Here is a 15,562-nt window from a genome sequence, read left to right as displayed (position 1 = left end):
GGTTTGTGCCGGATAAGCGTAATGGGATGCAGGTCTTTACCTATAAGCCACGCGTGGGTGCTGAGGATGAGATCTATGCGGCGATTGGTGACATGACGTTGTCGATGAGAACCACCGACCACCTGCAGCTACCAGAGTTGACGGTGACGGCAACGCCTGTGGTGTTGGAGCCGAAAGAGCGCAAGGTCTACGAGCAGCTTAAAGCTGACCTCGTCCTTCAACTCGGTGAGGCGACGATTGATGCCGCGAATGCTGCTGCGTTGTCGGGCAAGTTGCTGCAGTTAGCGTCGGGCGCGATCTACACCGGCGATGGCGACTGGGCTTCTGTGCATGATCGGAAGCTTGACGCTCTCGAAGACCTCATCGAGGCAGCCAACGGCAACCCACTGCTCGTGGCCTACTGGTTTACTCATGACCGCGAACGCATCACCGCGCGATTCCCACAGGCTCGGGAGCTGAAAACCTCGGTCGATATCGAGGCTTGGAACCAGGGCGAGATTGCGCTTGGGCTGATTCACCCCGCATCTGCGGGTCACGGTCTGAACCTCCAGTCAGGTGGGCATCTGCTGGTGTGGTTCTCGTTGACGTGGAGCCTGGAGCTTTACCAGCAGACGAATGCCCGGCTTTATCGGCAAGGGCAATCCGAACCTGTGACGATCACGCATCTTGTTGCGGAGGGGACGCTCGATGAAGTCGTGCTCAAAGCCCTTGATGCGAAGGACGCTACTCAGGCTGCGTTGATTGACGCGGTCGCACAAGAAATCCACACAACCACTGAAAGGACACGCTCATGCATGTGATGACGAAATACCTCGACACTCGTAAGGCGGCGATTGCGGCGTTGCAGGATTATGCGGTGATGGAACAGATCATCGAGAGTACCGACGAGCAGATCAAGGCGGCTTATGCTGATGCAGCTAGCCCCGCATCCCCACGCATGGACGGCACACCACCATCAGGCGACCTCCACGCTTCGGAGAACCGGATCGTCGCGAGCATTGAGCGAATAGATGCGTACAAGGCTCGCTACCTGCAGGCCCGCCAGTACATGGACTGGTTCTTGCCTGCGTGGGAAGTCATCGCTGAAGACGACCGATACATCCTCGAAGGCTTCTTCCTTAGCGAGGGGACGCAAGATGAGAAGGTGTCGATGATCGCCGATCATTTCTACGTCGAGCGTGACACGGTCTATCGGCGCAAGAACCGGGCCCTCGACAGGTTCGCCACCGCCTTATACGGACAGCTCTAGCGTTAGCGGGTATCCGAAACATGCGATAGAAAACCGCATATCAGTGTGAGAACATATAAGTGGTTGAAAACTAGGAGAAGCCCCAAGAACCCACACGGGAACTTGGGGCTTCACCATGTTCGGGAAGGAGCCAGCGATGCCAGTCAAACCCGCCTCCCCGTGCTCCCACCCCAGCTGCCCCGAGCTCACCCGCGAGCGCTACTGCGACGCCCACGCCAAGGCAGAGGACGCCCGGTATCGGAAGTATCAGCGGGATCCGAAGATCAACGCCCGCTACGGCGCGCGCTGGCGTAAAATCCGCGCCGCCTACGTCGCCGCCCACCCGCTCTGCGAAGACTGCCTAGAGGCCGGACGCTACACGCCAGTACAAGAGGTTCACCACATTCTCCCGCTCGAACACGGCGGCACCCACAACTTCGACAACCTCCGAAGCCTGTGCAAGCCTTGCCACTCCAGGCAGACAGCCTTGGATGACGACAGATGGAGGCAACCACCTCGGGTCTACACCTACTGACGAGCCCACACGTTGCCCGCTGGCGCGACGATCATCTGGAACCTCAAAGATTCCTACCCGCCTGGCGTTTTCCGAACACGAGCCAACGTCGAAAGCCTGACGAGGGGTAGGGGGCTCTAGATCTCTACAGCTCTTGGGAAGGTCAGCGGGCGGGGCCAACCGTACGCAAAAAGACCGAATCAAACAGGGTATTAACCCGCAAGCCCTCCATCACCGGGCTAACCGCCTGGAAGGAGGCGATATTTCATGGCGAAAGACGGAACTAATCGCGGTGGGCGGCGCGTGAGGGCTGGAGCGAAACCCGACCCACTGAGCGAGAAACTCGCTAAGGGTCTGCCTGCTACTCGCCTGGAAGATCCGCTAGCACTCCCTTTCGATTTCGAGGGCGCGGATATTGGCGCGGGCGCGGTGCTTGCTGGCGAGGTGATGCCAGAACCCTCTGAATACTTAAGCGATATTCAGCGTGATGGTAAACCTCTCGGTGCTGACCTTGTCTACAAAGAAACCTGGCGTTGGTTGGATGAGCGTGGCTGCACGAGGTTTGTTTCTAAGCGTCTGATTGAGGCCTACGCCCAGGCTTTCGCCCGGTATGTGCAGTGTGAGCAGGCGATCTCCAAGTTCGGTTTGCTCGGCAAGCACCCGACCACGGGTGCTGCGATAGCGTCGCCGTTCGTTGCGATGAGCCAGTCTTTTGGCAAGCAGGCAAACGTTTATTGGTATGAGATTTTTGAGATTGTGCGAGCTAACTGCACCACTGACTATTCGGGTGCGGCACCGGGTGATGAGGTTATGGAGCAGTTGTTGAAAGCACGGTCTTAGCAGACGGCAAAAGCTTCCGTCGTTACCGTTGAGCAATTTTGCTTGGTTGTGATTTCTGGTTTTTCTTCGCGTCCCCGCCTTGGGGGCGCGTTCTTTGTTTCCTGTATTTCCTCTCTATGAAAGGTGCGTGTTATGTCTGTGGTTAAAACTGCTGAAGCAGTGTGTATCGGTCACCCCGATAAACTGTGCGATTTAATTGCTGATCAGATTCTCGACGAAATTCTCTACAATGATCCCAACGCACATGTCGCGGTAGAGGTTATGGCTACTGGGCGACGCATTATTGTCACTGGTGAAATCAGCACTAATGCTCGTGTGGACTTGCGTGATTGCGTACGCACAGCACTGACTGCAGCTGGATATAAGCCGTGGAGATTTTTGGTGTATGTGTGGGTGCGGCGTCAATCTAGCGATATTAACGGCGGCGTGAGCACATCTTTAGAGGCTCGCCATGGCGATGAGTCCGCTTATTGTCTTCAGGGTGCTGGTGATCAAGGCACGGTCTACGGTTATGCCTGCACTGATACACCTGAGCGTTTACCATTGCCTCTTGTTTTAGCCCACGAGATTTGTAAGCGGCTAGATGACGCACGCAAGCAAGGAACCATCACTGGGATCTTCTCGGATGGTAAAGCACAAGTTTCAGTGCGCTACAACGACGCAGGAAAACCGCAAGCTGTTGAGACGGTGGTGGTTTCCGTCCAGCACGATGAATCCAAGGATTTTGAGGTGTTGCGCCGTGAAATCACCTCGATGATTATCGGTCCAGCTTGCTCTTCGTATCTTCCTGTCGATGAAAACACGACTATTTTGGTGAATCCTTCTGGACGGTTCGTGGAGGGCGGTCCTAAAGCTGACACCGGACTCACTGGCCGAAAACTTATGGTTGATACCTATGGCGGGCTGGCCGGGCATGGTGGTGGAGCGTTTTCCGGTAAGGATCCGTCGAAGGTCGACCGTAGCGGGGCTTATATGGCGCGGCTGATCGCCAAGACGGTGGTTGATGCGCACCTAGCTGAAGAGTGCCAAGTGAGCATTTCTTATGCGATTGGCAAAGCCGACCCGGTCGCTTTCCGCATTGACACCCTCGGCACCGGTGAACATCCTGATGAACTAATTACGGCTGCCGCGCGCGATGTCTTTAATCTTCGTCCGGCTGCGATCATCGACCAGTTACATCTCAAATCTCCCGGTTACGTGCGGTATTCGACGTATGGGCATTTCGGGGATTACACACGCAAGTGGGAAGACACCTGGACTACTAGCCGTGAGCTTGTTAAGGCGGTGAAAAACCATGCGCATCAAGCAAATAGCCATAAGTGATCTCACCCCAGCTGACTACAACCCCCGCAAAGACCTACAACCAGGCGATGCAGACTATGACAAACTCAAACGCTCCCTGACGGAGTTTGGGTATGTGGAGCCAGTCATCTGGAACAAAACCACCGGAAATATTGTGGGTGGGCATCAGCGTCTGAAAATACTAGCTGATCTGGGCTATAAAACCGTGGACTGCGTGGTCGTCGAAATAGACGAAACCCGCGAAAAAGCCTTAAATGTTGCTCTAAACAAGATCAGTGGCGATTGGGATGATTCCAAACTCGCCCTACTTATAGCCGACCTGGATGCTTCCGATTTCGACGTTGAACTCACCGGTTTCGACGAAACAGAAATCCAGTCCCTCATCGGCTCCCTCGACGAAGAGTCGATTGAGGATGACAACTTCGACCTGAACGCCGCCCTAGAAGCGGCAGCCTTCGTTGAAAAAGGCGATATCTGGAGGATTGGTAGGCATCGCCTAATGTGCGCGGATGCCACGAACCCCGCCGATGTCGAAACCTTGATGGATGGCAAACAGGCTAATCTGGTGGTCACAGACCCGCCTTACAACGTGGACTTCAAATCATCCAGCGGCCTGAAAATCGCAGGCGACAAACAAGACTCAGAGACCTTCTACCAGTTCTTGCTGGCTGCATTCACCAACATGGCGACATCCCTAGCTAAGGGAGGGTCAGCCTATGTTTTCCATGCCGACACCGAAGGATTGAACTTCCGTCGCGCTTTTCAAGATGCTGGCTTCTACCTGTCGGGCTGTTGTATTTGGGTCAAAGACTCCCTCGTACTTGGTCGTTCCCCATATCAGTGGTGTCACGAACCAGTGCTGTATGGGTGGAAGAAAGACGGCTCTCACGCTTGGTATGCGAATCGCAAACAAACCACGGTGTGGAATTTCGCCAAGCCCCGCAAAAACAGTGACCACCCGACTTCGAAGCCGTTGGATTTGCTCGCTTATCCGATTCGTAACTCCACCCAAGCAAACGCGATAGTGCTCGATTTGTTTGCTGGCTCTGGTTCCACGCTCATGGCTGCAGAAGCCACTGACAGGACGTGTTATGCGATGGAGCTGGATGAGAAATACGCTTCCGTGATTCTGCGCCGCTATGCCCAAGCAACCGGAGACGCAGCTGGCATCACCTGTACTCGTGGTAACAAACAGTACGCCTACCTGGATCTGGTGAAAGAAGTCGACCGCCCCAAGCAGAAAGGCTAACCCTTGACAAAAACTTTAAGGCTTGGCTCGCTTTTTGATGGCTCGGGAGGATTCCCACTAGCGGCAACCAAGGTTGGCATAGTGCCGGTGTGGGCGAGCGAGATTGAGCCCTTCCCGATCCTGGTCACCACCACGCGTTTTCCGCACATGCAACACCTGGGCGACATCTGCAATATTGACGGCAGTCAGCTAGAGCCGGTGGATGTGGTCACGTTTGGTTCTCCTTGCCAAGACCTGTCGGTAGCAGGTAAAAGGGCAGGTTTAGCTGGCGAACGCTCGGGTCTATTCCACCAAGCCGTCAGAGTCATCAAGGAAATGAGAAAGGAAAGTCATGGTCTATATCCAAGATTCGCTGTTTGGGAAAACGTGCCCGGAGCCTTCTCAAGCAATAAAGGCGCAGACTTCCACAGTGTCCTGCAAAACCTCATCTCGGTTGTCGACGAAACGGCAGCGGCTAACCTACCTCGAGTACAAAAGTGGCAAAAAGCCGGAGCGGTCGTGGCAGACCAATGGAGTATTGCGTGGCGAGTATTGGACGCGCAATTTTTCGGAGTACCCCAACGACGCAAAAGAATCTACCTTATCGCAGATTTTGCAGGCCAAGGTGCCGGACACATACTCTTTGAGCCCACGTGCCTGCGAGGGAATCTTACGCAGGGCTGCGGTAAGAGGCAAGCCGCTACCTCCAATCCTCGAGCAGTCACTCACGAGGCAAGCAAATCCTTAGATGTGTTCGCCTTGCGGATGCGCGCAGGTAAACCAGGTGGCGGTAAAGGCCCGCTCGTGCAAACAAATCTGTCAGGCACGCTCGGATGCAGTAACGACCAGAGTATTATTGAGCCGCTACTATTTGACCATCATCCTCAAGATGCCAGAGTGGGCGGACCATGCCAGATAGCGCCAACCGTGACCGCTCGTTACGGCACTGGCGGAGGCAATACTCCCATCATCGCTACCGCCTACGGTTTCAATGCGTTACATGAGGGACGCGGCGCGGCAGTGGGCAGGTACGGTTATTCAACCGAGGTATCCAAGACGCTCGATACGTCAGGGATAACTCCGACCTGTAACCAAGGCGGCATCGCCATCATACAACCCGACGTCATCTCGGCATCGAAAGCGGACTTCTTCTGCCGAGGCAACGTCAATATTGCTGGAGCATTGTTGGCTTCAGACTCAACTGAGCCGCCCCTGGTCACTGACCCTTGCGTGCCCGAATACCGCGTAAGGCGCTTAACCCCAACCGAATGCTCCCGCCTACAAGGATTCCCGGATACTTGGACAGACGGACTCGCCATCGAGAACCCGAGCGAAGACGTGCTGGATTATTGGTGGCAAGTCTGGGCCAGCTGGGGCAAGGTACAAAGATTGAAAAAACCTAAAACCCGCACGCAAGTACGCAAATGGCTGGCTAATCCAGTGACCGACAGGGCGCTCTACAAACTGTGGGGAAACGGGATAGCTTTGCCGTGCGCCAAACTCGTACTTTCCCAGATAGTCACCGAGACCACTAAAACTCCTGGATTTTAAGGAAAAATTACTGGATAAGCCCGCGAACCTATGGCTGTATATACATGACCAAACAACCAGCAAGAAAGAGAGGGCTTGGTGATGATAGGACAGCTATACGTCGATCTGGAAGAAATCAAAAACCTCGGAGTTGACCTCACCGATATTGGTGCGGTGTGGGATGTGGCCGAAGAGCACGGCTATGAGCACGTAGAAATGATTGTCTCCAACTTCCCAGACAACTACCTGCGCCTCATCAGTGCTTGGCTTGACGGTCAAAGCATCGAATTTGATGGTGAGGAGGATGAGCAATGGTGAACACCAAAAAGGCTGAAAACTACGGGCTCGTAGTCACCCTGCCAGCCACGCTTGATGAGACTGAGCTGGCACGGCTACATGAACTTATCGCAGCCAAGAAAGACTTGATCGCTAAAGCGCTCAGCGCGAGCCAGCTTAACATCACCACCAGTAGCGAGGGGCTGAGTTTCCCGTGGTGGGATGAGCTACCCGAGTTCGAGAAAATCACCGCCTACACCGAGTTTCTAACCAAGCTGGTCGCATACGCCAAACAGATCCACCGCACCGTTTCCCGCAATGCAAGCCGGGTAAGTAATGAGAAGTATGAGCTGCGCTCCCTGCTTTACCGCATAGGACTTAGCGGTAAAAAGTATGCTGAGGTTCGCAAAATCCTGCTTAAGCCACTCTCAGGTAATTCGGCATGGAAAAACCCGCCCGACAAAGCATCTGGGCAAGAGATGTGAATCTCTATTTTTCCTTGAAAATAAGCCCTTTTACGACTGGATATAAGCGGGAGTCTATGGCTGTATATACATACCGAAACGGTGCGCGAAGAAAGGAAATACAGCGATGGAAACGACAACGATGGAACGCCTGCAAATGGCCACCGATAGCTACGGTGCGGTGGTGCGCTACGGCAACCTGGTGATCGCCACCAGCTACAGTTGGCACAAGGGCGGGGTTTATGGCAACGACGCCCGCATCTACCGCCTGACCGAAACCCCCTCCGAGAACCCCTGGCAGGGTAAGTCCTTCATCGAATGCGGCCTCGAACTGATCAAGCAAGCCAACCAGATTTTCCCTGACGACGGTCACGCGCTCTCCTGGGCGCTCACCGCCGCCATGACCGCCGAATAAACAAGCCTGACTCGGGAGAACCCCTGCCACGCGCGGGGTTTTCCTTCTCACTGACGCCTTTTCGTTAGAGATGTTTATCGCTATTTTCCTTGCAAATAAGCCCAAAAACGACTGGATATAGTCGCACACCTATGGCTGTATATACATACCGAAACAACCACGGTAAGCGAAAGGACAAGGACGATGAACACGAAATTCGACAAAGACCTGAAACTGATCGAAACCGACCCAGGCGAAGGCACCATGATTCTACGCGAACGCAAAGCCGAACTCGAGCGCATCGAACGCGAAGGACGATCCTGCAAAAACCGGTTCCGCCTCGAATGCCTCGCCCAAGAATACAACCGACTCAAACGCGAATACGATGCCCTCGACGCCATGGTCTAATACCCGATTCTCCGATAAAGCCCAACCCACGCTGGTTGAGCTTTTCCTTTCTTTGTGATTGGAGGTGCCTTGATGGCAATGCGCCGCCTTGAACGCTACGAGCCAACCCGCTTTGCTCTGCCGACCTCGCATTACGATAAGCGGGCTGCGGACTATGCGGTCGCGTTCATTCAAGCGCTCACGCATACGAAAGGACGGTGGTCAGGAAAACCTTTTAAGTTGATTGATTGGCAAGAACAAATCATTCGCGACCTTTTCGGCACCCTCAAAGCCGATGGATACCGCCAGTTCACGACTGCTTATGTGGAGATTCCGAAGAAGCAAGGCAAGAGTGAGCTGGCTGCTGCCGTCGCATTGTTGCTCACGTGCGCCGATGGCGAGGAACGCGCTGAAGTTTATGGGTGTGCTGCCGATCGGCAACAAGCATCCATCGTGTTCGAAGTGGCAGCCGACATGGTGAGAATGTGTCCCCCACTAGCCAAGCGGGTAAAGATCCTTAGAAGCCAAAAACGTATCATCTACTCCCCCACCAATTCCTTCTACCAGGTACTATCCGCCGAGGCCTATTCCAAACACGGATTCAATATTTCCGGAGTGGTATTCGATGAGCTACACACCCAACCCAACCGGGCGCTCTTCGACGTGATGACCAAAGGCAGTGGAGATGCTCGCACCCAGCTACTGTACTTCCTGATCACAACCGCCGGCACCGACACCCACAGCATCTGCTACGAGCAACACCAAAAAGCCCAAGACATCCTCGCGGGCAAAAAGCACGACCCCACCTTTTATCCAGTCATATATGGGGCAGCGCAAGATGATGATTGGACCGATGAATCCGTGTGGCATAAAGCCAACCCATCCTTGGACGTGACGGTGCCAATCCAGAAAGTTAGGGACGCTTGTAATAGTGCCAAGCAGAATCCGGCTGAAGAAAACACCTTCAGACAGTTGCGTTTGAACCAGTGGGTCAAACAGTCTGTGCGGTGGATGCCTATGAATACCTGGAACAAAAACGATGGTCCAGTCCACTTGGATGAGTTAGAAGGCCGTGTTTGTTACGGCGGACTTGACCTGGCATCCACCACCGATATCACTGCTTTCGTACTGGTATTCCCACCCACGGATGACGATGACAAATACACGGTCGCGCCCTGGTTTTGGATACCCGAAGACAACCTGAAACTGAGGGTCGCCCGCGATCACGTCCCCTACGACCTATGGCATCAGCAAGGCCACCTACTCACGACTGAGGGCAACGTGGTGCACTACGGGTATATCGAGAAGTTCATTGAGGATCTGGGCACCCGGTTTAATATCCGAGAGATCGCTTTCGACCGGTGGGGCGCTGTCCAAATGTCACAGAATTTGGAGGATGCCGGGTTTACGGTGGTGCCTTTCGGGCAAGGCTTCAAAGACATGTCCCCACCATCCAAAGAACTCATGAAACTCGCCCTAGAAGGCAAGCTCGCGCACGGCGGGCACCCGGTGCTGGCCTGGATGGTCGACAACATTCACGTGCGCACCGACCCGGCAGGAAACATCAAACCCGACAAACAAAAATCCACCGAGAAGATCGACGGCGTAGTAGCCACCATCATGGCCCTCGACCGGGCCATCCGCTGCGGCACAGGATCATCAACAGGATCGGTCTACGATCAGCGCGGGTTATTGGTGTTGTAGCAGGTGGCGTGCGTCGTGGGGTTGTTTGCCTCGCCAATGGGTAAGCCCGCCGAACCCTGGATGCAGTGGATGTCCGCTCTTGGATAGGTTCGCCTGAACCTGGTGATCGGCAGGAATAAGCGAGTCGATTTCGGGTATTAGTTGTTTGAGCACTGTGCTTTTCCACGGGAAATTCTTGTCATTGGGGGTACCCCACATCAGATGAACACAGTGGCATTTCGGGAGAATCACTCTCAGTATCTGACGGGTAATGTCGATGGAATCTAGAATCTTCTGGCGGCCAGAATCGCTATCCCAATAAGGCAGATCACGAGGCTGCCCAATCAAAGGGAGTAGGTTCAGGATCGTCATTGATCGCCAGCCGAGCGGAGATCCATCTTCGCCGAGGTGGAAAGACTTCAGAACCATTTCGGTCGTTGGATCACCACCCAGTTTCTGAGCAGCAAATCGCGTCGCACTCGATGGGTTAATCCCAATGAACACAAGGTCTCGTCTATTCGCTGGATTCACCGGCGTACGTAGAAACCACCGTTGGCCAATTTGCGAAGGAGTCGCAGGAAATACCAACTCGCCACTCTGCCACGCCTGCCGAAACCCCTTATCCACCCCAACATTCTAAATCGAAAGTAGAAGGACACATGGGATTCCTGAACTGGCTACGCCCCAAACCCCGCCAAACCGAGAACCATACGATTTGCTCGTCGTATTCGTTCCTGTTCGGCCCCACTTCCTCTGGGCGTCCGGTGACCGAGCGAAGCGCGATGCAAATGAGCGCCGTGTATTCGTGCGTGAGGATCCTGGCTGAGGCGATAGCCGGGCTACCACTGCACGTATACCGTTACAAGGACGGCCGTGGTAAAGAAAAAGCGGTTGATCATAGTTTGTATCGGTTGTTGCATGATGAGCCGAACCCCGAGATGACGTCGTTTGTTTTCCGCGAAACTTTGATGACGCATTTGTTGTTGTGGGGTAACGCGTTCGCTCAGGTAGTGCGTAACGGTCTAGGCGAAGTCATTGGACTGTATCCGTTGCAACCGAATCGGATGAGCGTAGGCAGGGATCTAGACAGCAAGGCTTTGTATTACGAATACCAAACCAGCTGGGACGAACCCGCAGGACAATACCAAACCATTCGGCTTACCCCTAACGATGTGCTTCATGTTCCAGGTCTGGGTTTCGATGGGTTAGTTGGTTATTCCCCGATTGCGATGGCTCGTAATGCTATCGGCCTGGCACAAGCCACTGAGGATTATGGGGCTTCATTTTTTGCTAATGGGGCGGCACCGGGCGGTGTGTTGGAGCATCCGGGCACGATAAAAGATCCCTCCCGGGTGCGTGAGTCCTGGCAGGCAACCTTCGGGGGCGCGAAAAACGGCAATAAAGTCGCTGTTTTGGAAGAAGGGATGAAGTACACGCCGATTAGTGTGTCGCCTGAGCAGGCGCAGTTTCTTGAAACGAGAAAGTTTCAGCTCAACGAGATCGCCCGTATCTTCCGTATTCCGCCGCACATGATCGGCGACCTCGAAAAATCTAGCTTCAGCAATATTGAGCAGCAGAGTCTCGAATTTGTGAAATACACCCTCGACCCGTGGGTGATCCGCTGGGAACAAGCAATCACCAAAACACTGCTAAGCGCTCGTGAGAAACAGCAGTTGTTTGTGAAGTTCAATGTTGAGGGGCTGCTGCGCGGGGATTACCAGTCGCGTATGGAGGGCTATGCGGTAGCCCGCCAGAACGGCTGGATGAGCGCAAACGATATCCGCGAGCTAGAAAACCTTGACCGCATCGACCAGGACGATGGCGGTGATCTCTACCTGGTCAACGGCAACATGCTCCCGTTGCCCATGGCAGGCGCTTATGCAGCAACCAAACAAGCCGACGCTGTTGAAGCTAAAGATGAGCAGCTGGAAGAACAACCTGGAGAGAATCAAGTTTTGAGGAGGAGAATGTGAAGCGTTTTTGGAACTGGCTAACCCCAGAAACAACCAACCCGGACACCCAAGAGGATGTTCGGGTTTTGCGTATTAACGGGGCTATCGCAGAGGAATCTTGGCTCGACGATGACGTAACACCAGCTGTTTTCGAGTCTGAACTAAATGCTGGCTCGGGTCCGGTCACTGTTTGGCTTAACAGCCCTGGTGGTGATGTGGTTGCGGCAGCCAGGATTTACAACATGCTTCTGGACTACCCAGGCCAAGTGCGAGTCAATATTGACGGCATCGCAGCATCCGCAGCGAGCGTGATCGCCATGGCGGCAAGCCGGGTGGCGATGAGCCCGGTGTCGATGCTGATGATCCACAACCCAGCCACGCTGGCCATGGGCGACAAGACCGAGCTATCGAGGGCTCTTGACATGCTCGAGAGCGTTAAGGACTCGATTATCAATGCTTACCAGCTCAAGACTGGGTTGAGCAGGGCGAAGTTGTCGAAGTTGATGGATGCCGAGACCTGGATGGACGCAACTGCAGCCATCGAACTTGGGTTCGCCGACGAGCTGCTGACTGGTAAACGAGCACCAACCCCAGACAAAGAGGACGAAGAATCTGAAGAGCCGGGTGAAGACGAGCCGGATGAGGACGATTCCGGCGGGGATGACGAGCAAGGCCCTGCCCGTAAGAAGCCGCCGTTGCCGCCCAAAAACAAGGGTGGTGTGGTGTTTTCCAGAAAAGTAACCGAGCAACGGCTGGTCGCCCAACTAGCTATGCACGGTAAAAGTGCTGCCCCTCCCGGGCCGCCGCCTCCTGTAAGTGAACATCCTTGTCTAAAGCCCGCTGCCCCTTGTGGTCGGCGGGTTGTTGATTTATACGCCCAACTAACTGATCAACCCCACTAAACCCTTAAGAGAGGAACTTTTTACCATGACTACTGTTACTGATCTTTATGCCCGCCGTGCTGAAACCTGGAATAAGGCTAAGGCTTTTCTTGATGAGCGCCGCGACTCTGAGACCGGCTGCCTGAGCGCTGAGGACGATGCTGCTTACGCGAAGATGGAGGCTGAGATCGAGGCGCTTTCAAACGAGATTGCTCGCAGTGAGCGAGCCGAACGCCTCGAAAACTCTTTGGCTAAGGCGACTCGGGCACCCATCACAGCAACACCCGGCACCAACCCTGACGAGGAGAGCAAGGCGAAACCGGCCCGCGCCACCGCCTCCTACAAACGCGCATTCTGGGATGCGATGCGCATAAACACCTCTCCCATGGAAGTGCGAAACGCGCTGAGTGAGGGTGTGGATTCTGAGGGCGGGTATCTGGTGCCTGACGAGTTCGAGCGCACCCTCGTCCAGTCGCTGGCTGACCAAAACGTCATGCGCACCCTCGCCAAAGTTATTCAGACCACTAGCGGGGACCGCAAGATCCCGGTCGTCTCCACGCATGGCACCGCGACCTGGCTGGATGAGGGTAAACCCTATAGCGAGTCCGATGAAGCCTTCACCCAGATTTCCCTAAGCGCCTATAAGTTGGGTACGTTCCTCAAGATTTCTGAGGAGTTGCTCAACGACAGTGCTTTCAATGTGGAGCAGTACCTGGCATCGGAGTTTGCTCGCCGTATTGGTGCGGCTGAAGAAGAAGCATTCCTTGTAGGCGACGGGCAGGGTAAACCCACCGGCATCTTCAACACCACCGGTGGAGCCGAGGCTGGTGTGACAACCGCCAAGCCGACCGATATTAGCGCTGACGAACTCATCGACCTGCACTACAGCCTGCGTGCCCCGTACCGGGCGCGTGCAGTGTGGTTGATGAACGATGCAACCGTCAAGACTGTGCGCAAGCTCAAGGACGGTAATGGCCAGTACCTGTGGCAGCCCGCCCTGACTGCTGGCACACCAGACATGATTTTGGGTCGGCCGGTTCACACGAGCGTGTTTGTGCCCGAATTGAAGGCAGGGGCCAAGAGCGTGGCGTTCGGTGATCTTGGGTTTTATTGGATCGCTGACCGCCAGGGCCGCTCCTTCAAACGCCTCAACGAACTATTCGCCACCACTGGGCAGATTGGGTTTCTTGCCTCTCAGCGTCTTGACGGCAAGTTGATTTTGCCTGAAGCCGTCAAGGTATTGACCCAAAAGAACGCCGGATAAAGCAAGACAGTAGTTAGGAGGTGGCAGCAATGAACAACGACGAACTCGTGGCAGTAGTGAAGCAGAACCTCATCATCGATCATGATTCCGATGATGGGCTGATTGGTTCGTTTGTGGAGGCTGCCACCTCCTACGCCACCGGCTACCAACACCTCGATGCCGGCTTCTACGACAAGCAGCCGATGTCGGAGGCGACCCGGCAGGGTGTGGTTATGCTCGCCACCCACTTCTATGAGTCCCGCGACGGCGCAACAGCTGGGTTTTGGGCTGACAAACCAGAAGCCGCCCGGGCCGTCTGGGGTGCTGTCAATACGTTGTTGCGGCTGGATCGGGACTGGAAAATCTAGGGAGAACCGTTATGGCTTCGCTTGGGAGAATGACCGAACACGTCGACCTCATAGCACCAGTGGTTACGAAGGACGCTGCCGGGTTCGCTAGCGTCCACGACGAGATTGTCGCCTCGGTGCGGGCCTATATCGAGGTGCGTCACGCTTCTGGCGCGTGGGTGAACCGGGCGGCCTACTGCAAGGCTGACGTGCTCTTCCGCATTCGAGTAATACCGGGGCTGCGAGTTACTGAAGCCATGGAGGTCGCCTGCGCTAGCGGCCGGTACGTGATTGATGCGGTTGAGGTTATGGGTCGGTATATCGAGATTTTGGCACACCGTATTGAACCGGAAGGAAACAGCCATGGCTAGAGTCCAGATCCGTCTACCCAACACTTTCATCGACTCACTTGGCGCGGCCGGCAACGTTCTAGAGTCGTCGGCTGAGGAAGTCCTGCAAGCTGGTGCTGGCGTGGTGGAACCACGTATGCGCACCAACCTAGCTGACGCTATCGGCAGCTCAACGAAACAGCCGTCGCGCTCAACCGGCCAACTCCTCGCCGCACTCGGCACCACCAGCTTGGAAGTCAACAGTCGCGGTGACCATAACGTGAAGGTCGGCTTCGCTGAAAACCGCTCCGATGGCCGCTCCAACGCCTTGATCGCCAACGTCCTCGAACACGGCCGCTCCAACCAGCCAGCTCGTCCGTTTCTGGCACCGACGCGTTCACAAACCCGCAGGCCCGCAGTAGAAGCCATGAAACAAGTACTCGCGGCGCGTATCGAGGCGGTGAAACCATGACCACACCGTTGCTAGAGCAACTAAGCCGCATGGCCCAGAAACTTGAGCTGCCGTATGCAGTCGGGCTGTATGTGAACACTCCGGCACCAGACTCCTACCTGGTGTTCACGCCGCTGACCGACTCGTTGGGGGTTTTCGCTGACAACGAGCCTGGTGTTGAGGTCGAAGAAGTCCGCATCGCACTGTTCACGAAGACCAACTACCTGGGGCTGCGTAACCAGCTCACCCGAGCCCTAATTGATGCAGGGCTGACGGTGACCGCCCGCCGCTATATCGGATACGAGGCGGATACCGGTTTTCACCACTATTCCATCGATGTTTCGAGTTTTAGAGCCTGTCCTTAAGAGTTTGCAATGATCAGGAAAGTCAAAAATCCGATGAACAAGATCTCCAGGACTAACCCGATGACGTTAATGACTTTTTCGCTCTTTTCAGGCCAGAATCTGGCTAGCAGAGCAAAAACTACTAAGCCAGTAGCGGCTCCAGCAGTGT

General features: G+C 54.9%; 19 protein-coding genes and 1 pseudogene. 19 read left to right on the top strand and 1 reads right to left on the bottom strand.

The annotated features are described in order from the left end of the window. The 12 genes and pseudogenes from G556_RS10400 to G556_RS0105910 form a co-directional block, all read left to right on the top strand. A pseudogene (locus G556_RS10400) lies at positions 1-800 on the top strand (ATP-dependent helicase); the annotation flags it as partial. Beyond that, positions 791-1,249: a hypothetical protein gene (locus G556_RS0105960; RefSeq protein ID WP_028822115.1), complete on the top strand. Its 459-nt coding sequence runs from the start codon at positions 791-793 to the stop codon at positions 1,247-1,249. The pseudogene G556_RS10400 and the gene G556_RS0105960, both read left to right, overlap by 10 nt. Positions 1,250-1,385: 136 nt before the next feature. Beyond that, complete coding sequence (locus tag G556_RS0105955) at positions 1,386-1,763, top strand: HNH endonuclease (RefSeq protein ID WP_028822114.1); 378 nt, start codon at positions 1,386-1,388, stop codon at positions 1,761-1,763. 246 nt (positions 1,764-2,009) lie between these two features. Continuing rightward, positions 2,010-2,582 (top strand): P27 family phage terminase small subunit, encoded by a 573-nt coding sequence (locus G556_RS0105950; protein WP_028822113.1) that lies wholly within the window; start codon positions 2,010-2,012, stop codon positions 2,580-2,582. 132 nt (positions 2,583-2,714) lie between these two features. Beyond that, positions 2,715-3,905, top strand: a complete 1,191-nt coding sequence (gene metK, locus G556_RS0105945; protein ID WP_028822112.1) for a methionine adenosyltransferase — start codon at positions 2,715-2,717, stop codon at positions 3,903-3,905. Further along, entirely contained in the window at positions 3,877-5,133 is a 1,257-nt protein-coding gene (locus G556_RS0105940) for a site-specific DNA-methyltransferase (protein ID WP_028822111.1), read from the top strand. The genes metK and G556_RS0105940 overlap by 29 nt, the downstream gene beginning before the upstream one ends. A 3-nt stretch (positions 5,134-5,136) precedes the next feature. Further along, the gene (locus G556_RS0105935) at positions 5,137-6,663 is read left to right on the top strand and encodes a DNA cytosine methyltransferase (RefSeq protein ID WP_028822110.1); all 1,527 of its coding nucleotides are present in this window, start codon (positions 5,137-5,139) and stop codon (positions 6,661-6,663) included. An 81-nt stretch (positions 6,664-6,744) separates the two neighbouring features. Then, positions 6,745-6,960 carry a hypothetical protein gene (locus tag G556_RS0105930; protein WP_028822109.1) on the top strand — a complete coding sequence of 72 codons (216 nt, stop codon included), beginning with the start codon at positions 6,745-6,747 and terminating at the stop codon, positions 6,958-6,960. Next, on the top strand, positions 6,954-7,403 hold the full coding sequence (locus G556_RS0105925; protein ID WP_028822108.1) for a hypothetical protein: 450 nt from the start codon (positions 6,954-6,956) through the stop codon (positions 7,401-7,403). The genes G556_RS0105930 and G556_RS0105925 overlap by 7 nt, the downstream gene beginning before the upstream one ends. A gap of 106 nt (positions 7,404-7,509) precedes the next feature. After that, positions 7,510-7,797, top strand: coding sequence for an Nmad4 family putative nucleotide modification protein (locus tag G556_RS0105920; protein ID WP_028822107.1), 288 nt, complete (start codon positions 7,510-7,512; stop codon positions 7,795-7,797). Between the two features lie 183 nt (positions 7,798-7,980). Continuing rightward, complete coding sequence (locus tag G556_RS0105915) at positions 7,981-8,184, top strand: hypothetical protein (protein ID WP_028822106.1); 204 nt, start codon at positions 7,981-7,983, stop codon at positions 8,182-8,184. 72 nt (positions 8,185-8,256) lie between these two features. Further along, complete coding sequence (locus tag G556_RS0105910) at positions 8,257-9,867, top strand: terminase large subunit (protein WP_233418196.1); 1,611 nt, start codon at positions 8,257-8,259, stop codon at positions 9,865-9,867. On the opposite strand, the gene G556_RS11865 is transcribed toward G556_RS0105910, so the two are convergent. Next, positions 9,853-10,473: a DUF1643 domain-containing protein gene (locus G556_RS11865; protein ID WP_028822104.1), complete on the bottom strand. Its 621-nt coding sequence runs from the start codon at positions 10,471-10,473 to the stop codon at positions 9,853-9,855. The two genes, G556_RS0105910 and G556_RS11865, sit on opposite strands and share 15 nt — an antisense overlap. A gap of 32 nt (positions 10,474-10,505) precedes the next feature. On the opposite strand from G556_RS11865, the gene G556_RS0105900 reads away from it, so the two are divergent. From G556_RS0105900 to G556_RS0105870, 7 genes are read left to right on the top strand one after another with little or no spacing between them, the layout of a single operon-like run. Beyond that, the gene (locus G556_RS0105900; RefSeq protein ID WP_028822103.1) at positions 10,506-11,819 is read left to right on the top strand and encodes a phage portal protein; all 1,314 of its coding nucleotides are present in this window, start codon (positions 10,506-10,508) and stop codon (positions 11,817-11,819) included. Continuing rightward, positions 11,816-12,700 (top strand): head maturation protease, ClpP-related, encoded by an 885-nt coding sequence (locus G556_RS0105895; RefSeq protein ID WP_028822102.1) that lies wholly within the window; start codon positions 11,816-11,818, stop codon positions 12,698-12,700. Before G556_RS0105900 ends, G556_RS0105895 begins: the two co-directional genes overlap by 4 nt. A 25-nt stretch (positions 12,701-12,725) precedes the next feature. Next, positions 12,726-13,943 carry a phage major capsid protein gene (locus G556_RS0105890; RefSeq protein WP_028822101.1) on the top strand — a complete coding sequence of 406 codons (1,218 nt, stop codon included), beginning with the start codon at positions 12,726-12,728 and terminating at the stop codon, positions 13,941-13,943. A 29-nt stretch (positions 13,944-13,972) separates the two neighbouring features. Next, positions 13,973-14,290, top strand: coding sequence for a head-tail connector protein (locus G556_RS0105885; RefSeq protein ID WP_028822100.1), 318 nt, complete (start codon positions 13,973-13,975; stop codon positions 14,288-14,290). Positions 14,291-14,301: 11 nt separating this feature from the next. Further along, positions 14,302-14,640 (top strand): phage head completion protein, encoded by a 339-nt coding sequence (locus tag G556_RS0105880; protein ID WP_028822099.1) that lies wholly within the window; start codon positions 14,302-14,304, stop codon positions 14,638-14,640. After that, on the top strand, positions 14,633-15,070 hold the full coding sequence (locus tag G556_RS0105875; RefSeq protein WP_028822098.1) for an HK97-gp10 family putative phage morphogenesis protein: 438 nt from the start codon (positions 14,633-14,635) through the stop codon (positions 15,068-15,070). The genes G556_RS0105880 and G556_RS0105875 overlap by 8 nt, the downstream gene beginning before the upstream one ends. Continuing rightward, a complete protein-coding gene (locus G556_RS0105870) occupies positions 15,067-15,414 on the top strand; it encodes a hypothetical protein (protein WP_028822097.1) in 348 nt (115 codons plus the stop codon). The genes G556_RS0105875 and G556_RS0105870 overlap by 4 nt, the downstream gene beginning before the upstream one ends. Positions 15,415-15,562: the final 148 nt, after the last annotated feature.

This window comes from Propionimicrobium lymphophilum DSM 4903 (assembly GCF_000423485.1).
Lineage (GTDB): Bacteria > Actinomycetota > Actinomycetes > Propionibacteriales > Propionibacteriaceae > Propionimicrobium > Propionimicrobium lymphophilum.
This window is presented reverse-complemented; position numbering and strand designations above follow the sequence as displayed.

Bases quoted from the DNA above. Each gene is read 5' to 3' on its own strand.
- G556_RS0105960 (WP_028822115.1), top strand. From the start codon at position 791: ATGCATGTGATGACGAAATACCTCGACACTCGTAAGGCGGCGATTGCG.
- G556_RS0105955 (WP_028822114.1), top strand. From the start codon at position 1,386: ATGCCAGTCAAACCCGCCTCCCCGTGCTCCCACCCCAGCTGCCCCGAG.
- G556_RS0105950 (WP_028822113.1), top strand. From the start codon at position 2,010: ATGGCGAAAGACGGAACTAATCGCGGTGGGCGGCGCGTGAGGGCTGGA.
- metK (WP_028822112.1), top strand. From the start codon at position 2,715: ATGTCTGTGGTTAAAACTGCTGAAGCAGTGTGTATCGGTCACCCCGAT.
- G556_RS0105940 (WP_028822111.1), top strand. From the start codon at position 3,877: ATGCGCATCAAGCAAATAGCCATAAGTGATCTCACCCCAGCTGACTAC.
- G556_RS0105930 (WP_028822109.1), top strand. From the start codon at position 6,745: ATGATAGGACAGCTATACGTCGATCTGGAAGAAATCAAAAACCTCGGA.
- G556_RS0105925 (WP_028822108.1), top strand. From the start codon at position 6,954: ATGGTGAACACCAAAAAGGCTGAAAACTACGGGCTCGTAGTCACCCTG.
- G556_RS0105920 (WP_028822107.1), top strand. From the start codon at position 7,510: ATGGAAACGACAACGATGGAACGCCTGCAAATGGCCACCGATAGCTAC.
- G556_RS0105915 (WP_028822106.1), top strand. From the start codon at position 7,981: ATGAACACGAAATTCGACAAAGACCTGAAACTGATCGAAACCGACCCA.
- G556_RS0105910 (WP_233418196.1), top strand. From the start codon at position 8,257: ATGGCAATGCGCCGCCTTGAACGCTACGAGCCAACCCGCTTTGCTCTG.
- G556_RS0105900 (WP_028822103.1), top strand. From the start codon at position 10,506: ATGGGATTCCTGAACTGGCTACGCCCCAAACCCCGCCAAACCGAGAAC.
- G556_RS0105890 (WP_028822101.1), top strand. From the start codon at position 12,726: ATGACTACTGTTACTGATCTTTATGCCCGCCGTGCTGAAACCTGGAAT.
- G556_RS0105885 (WP_028822100.1), top strand. From the start codon at position 13,973: ATGAACAACGACGAACTCGTGGCAGTAGTGAAGCAGAACCTCATCATC.
- G556_RS0105880 (WP_028822099.1), top strand. From the start codon at position 14,302: ATGGCTTCGCTTGGGAGAATGACCGAACACGTCGACCTCATAGCACCA.
- G556_RS0105875 (WP_028822098.1), top strand. From the start codon at position 14,633: ATGGCTAGAGTCCAGATCCGTCTACCCAACACTTTCATCGACTCACTT.
- G556_RS0105870 (WP_028822097.1), top strand. From the start codon at position 15,067: ATGACCACACCGTTGCTAGAGCAACTAAGCCGCATGGCCCAGAAACTT.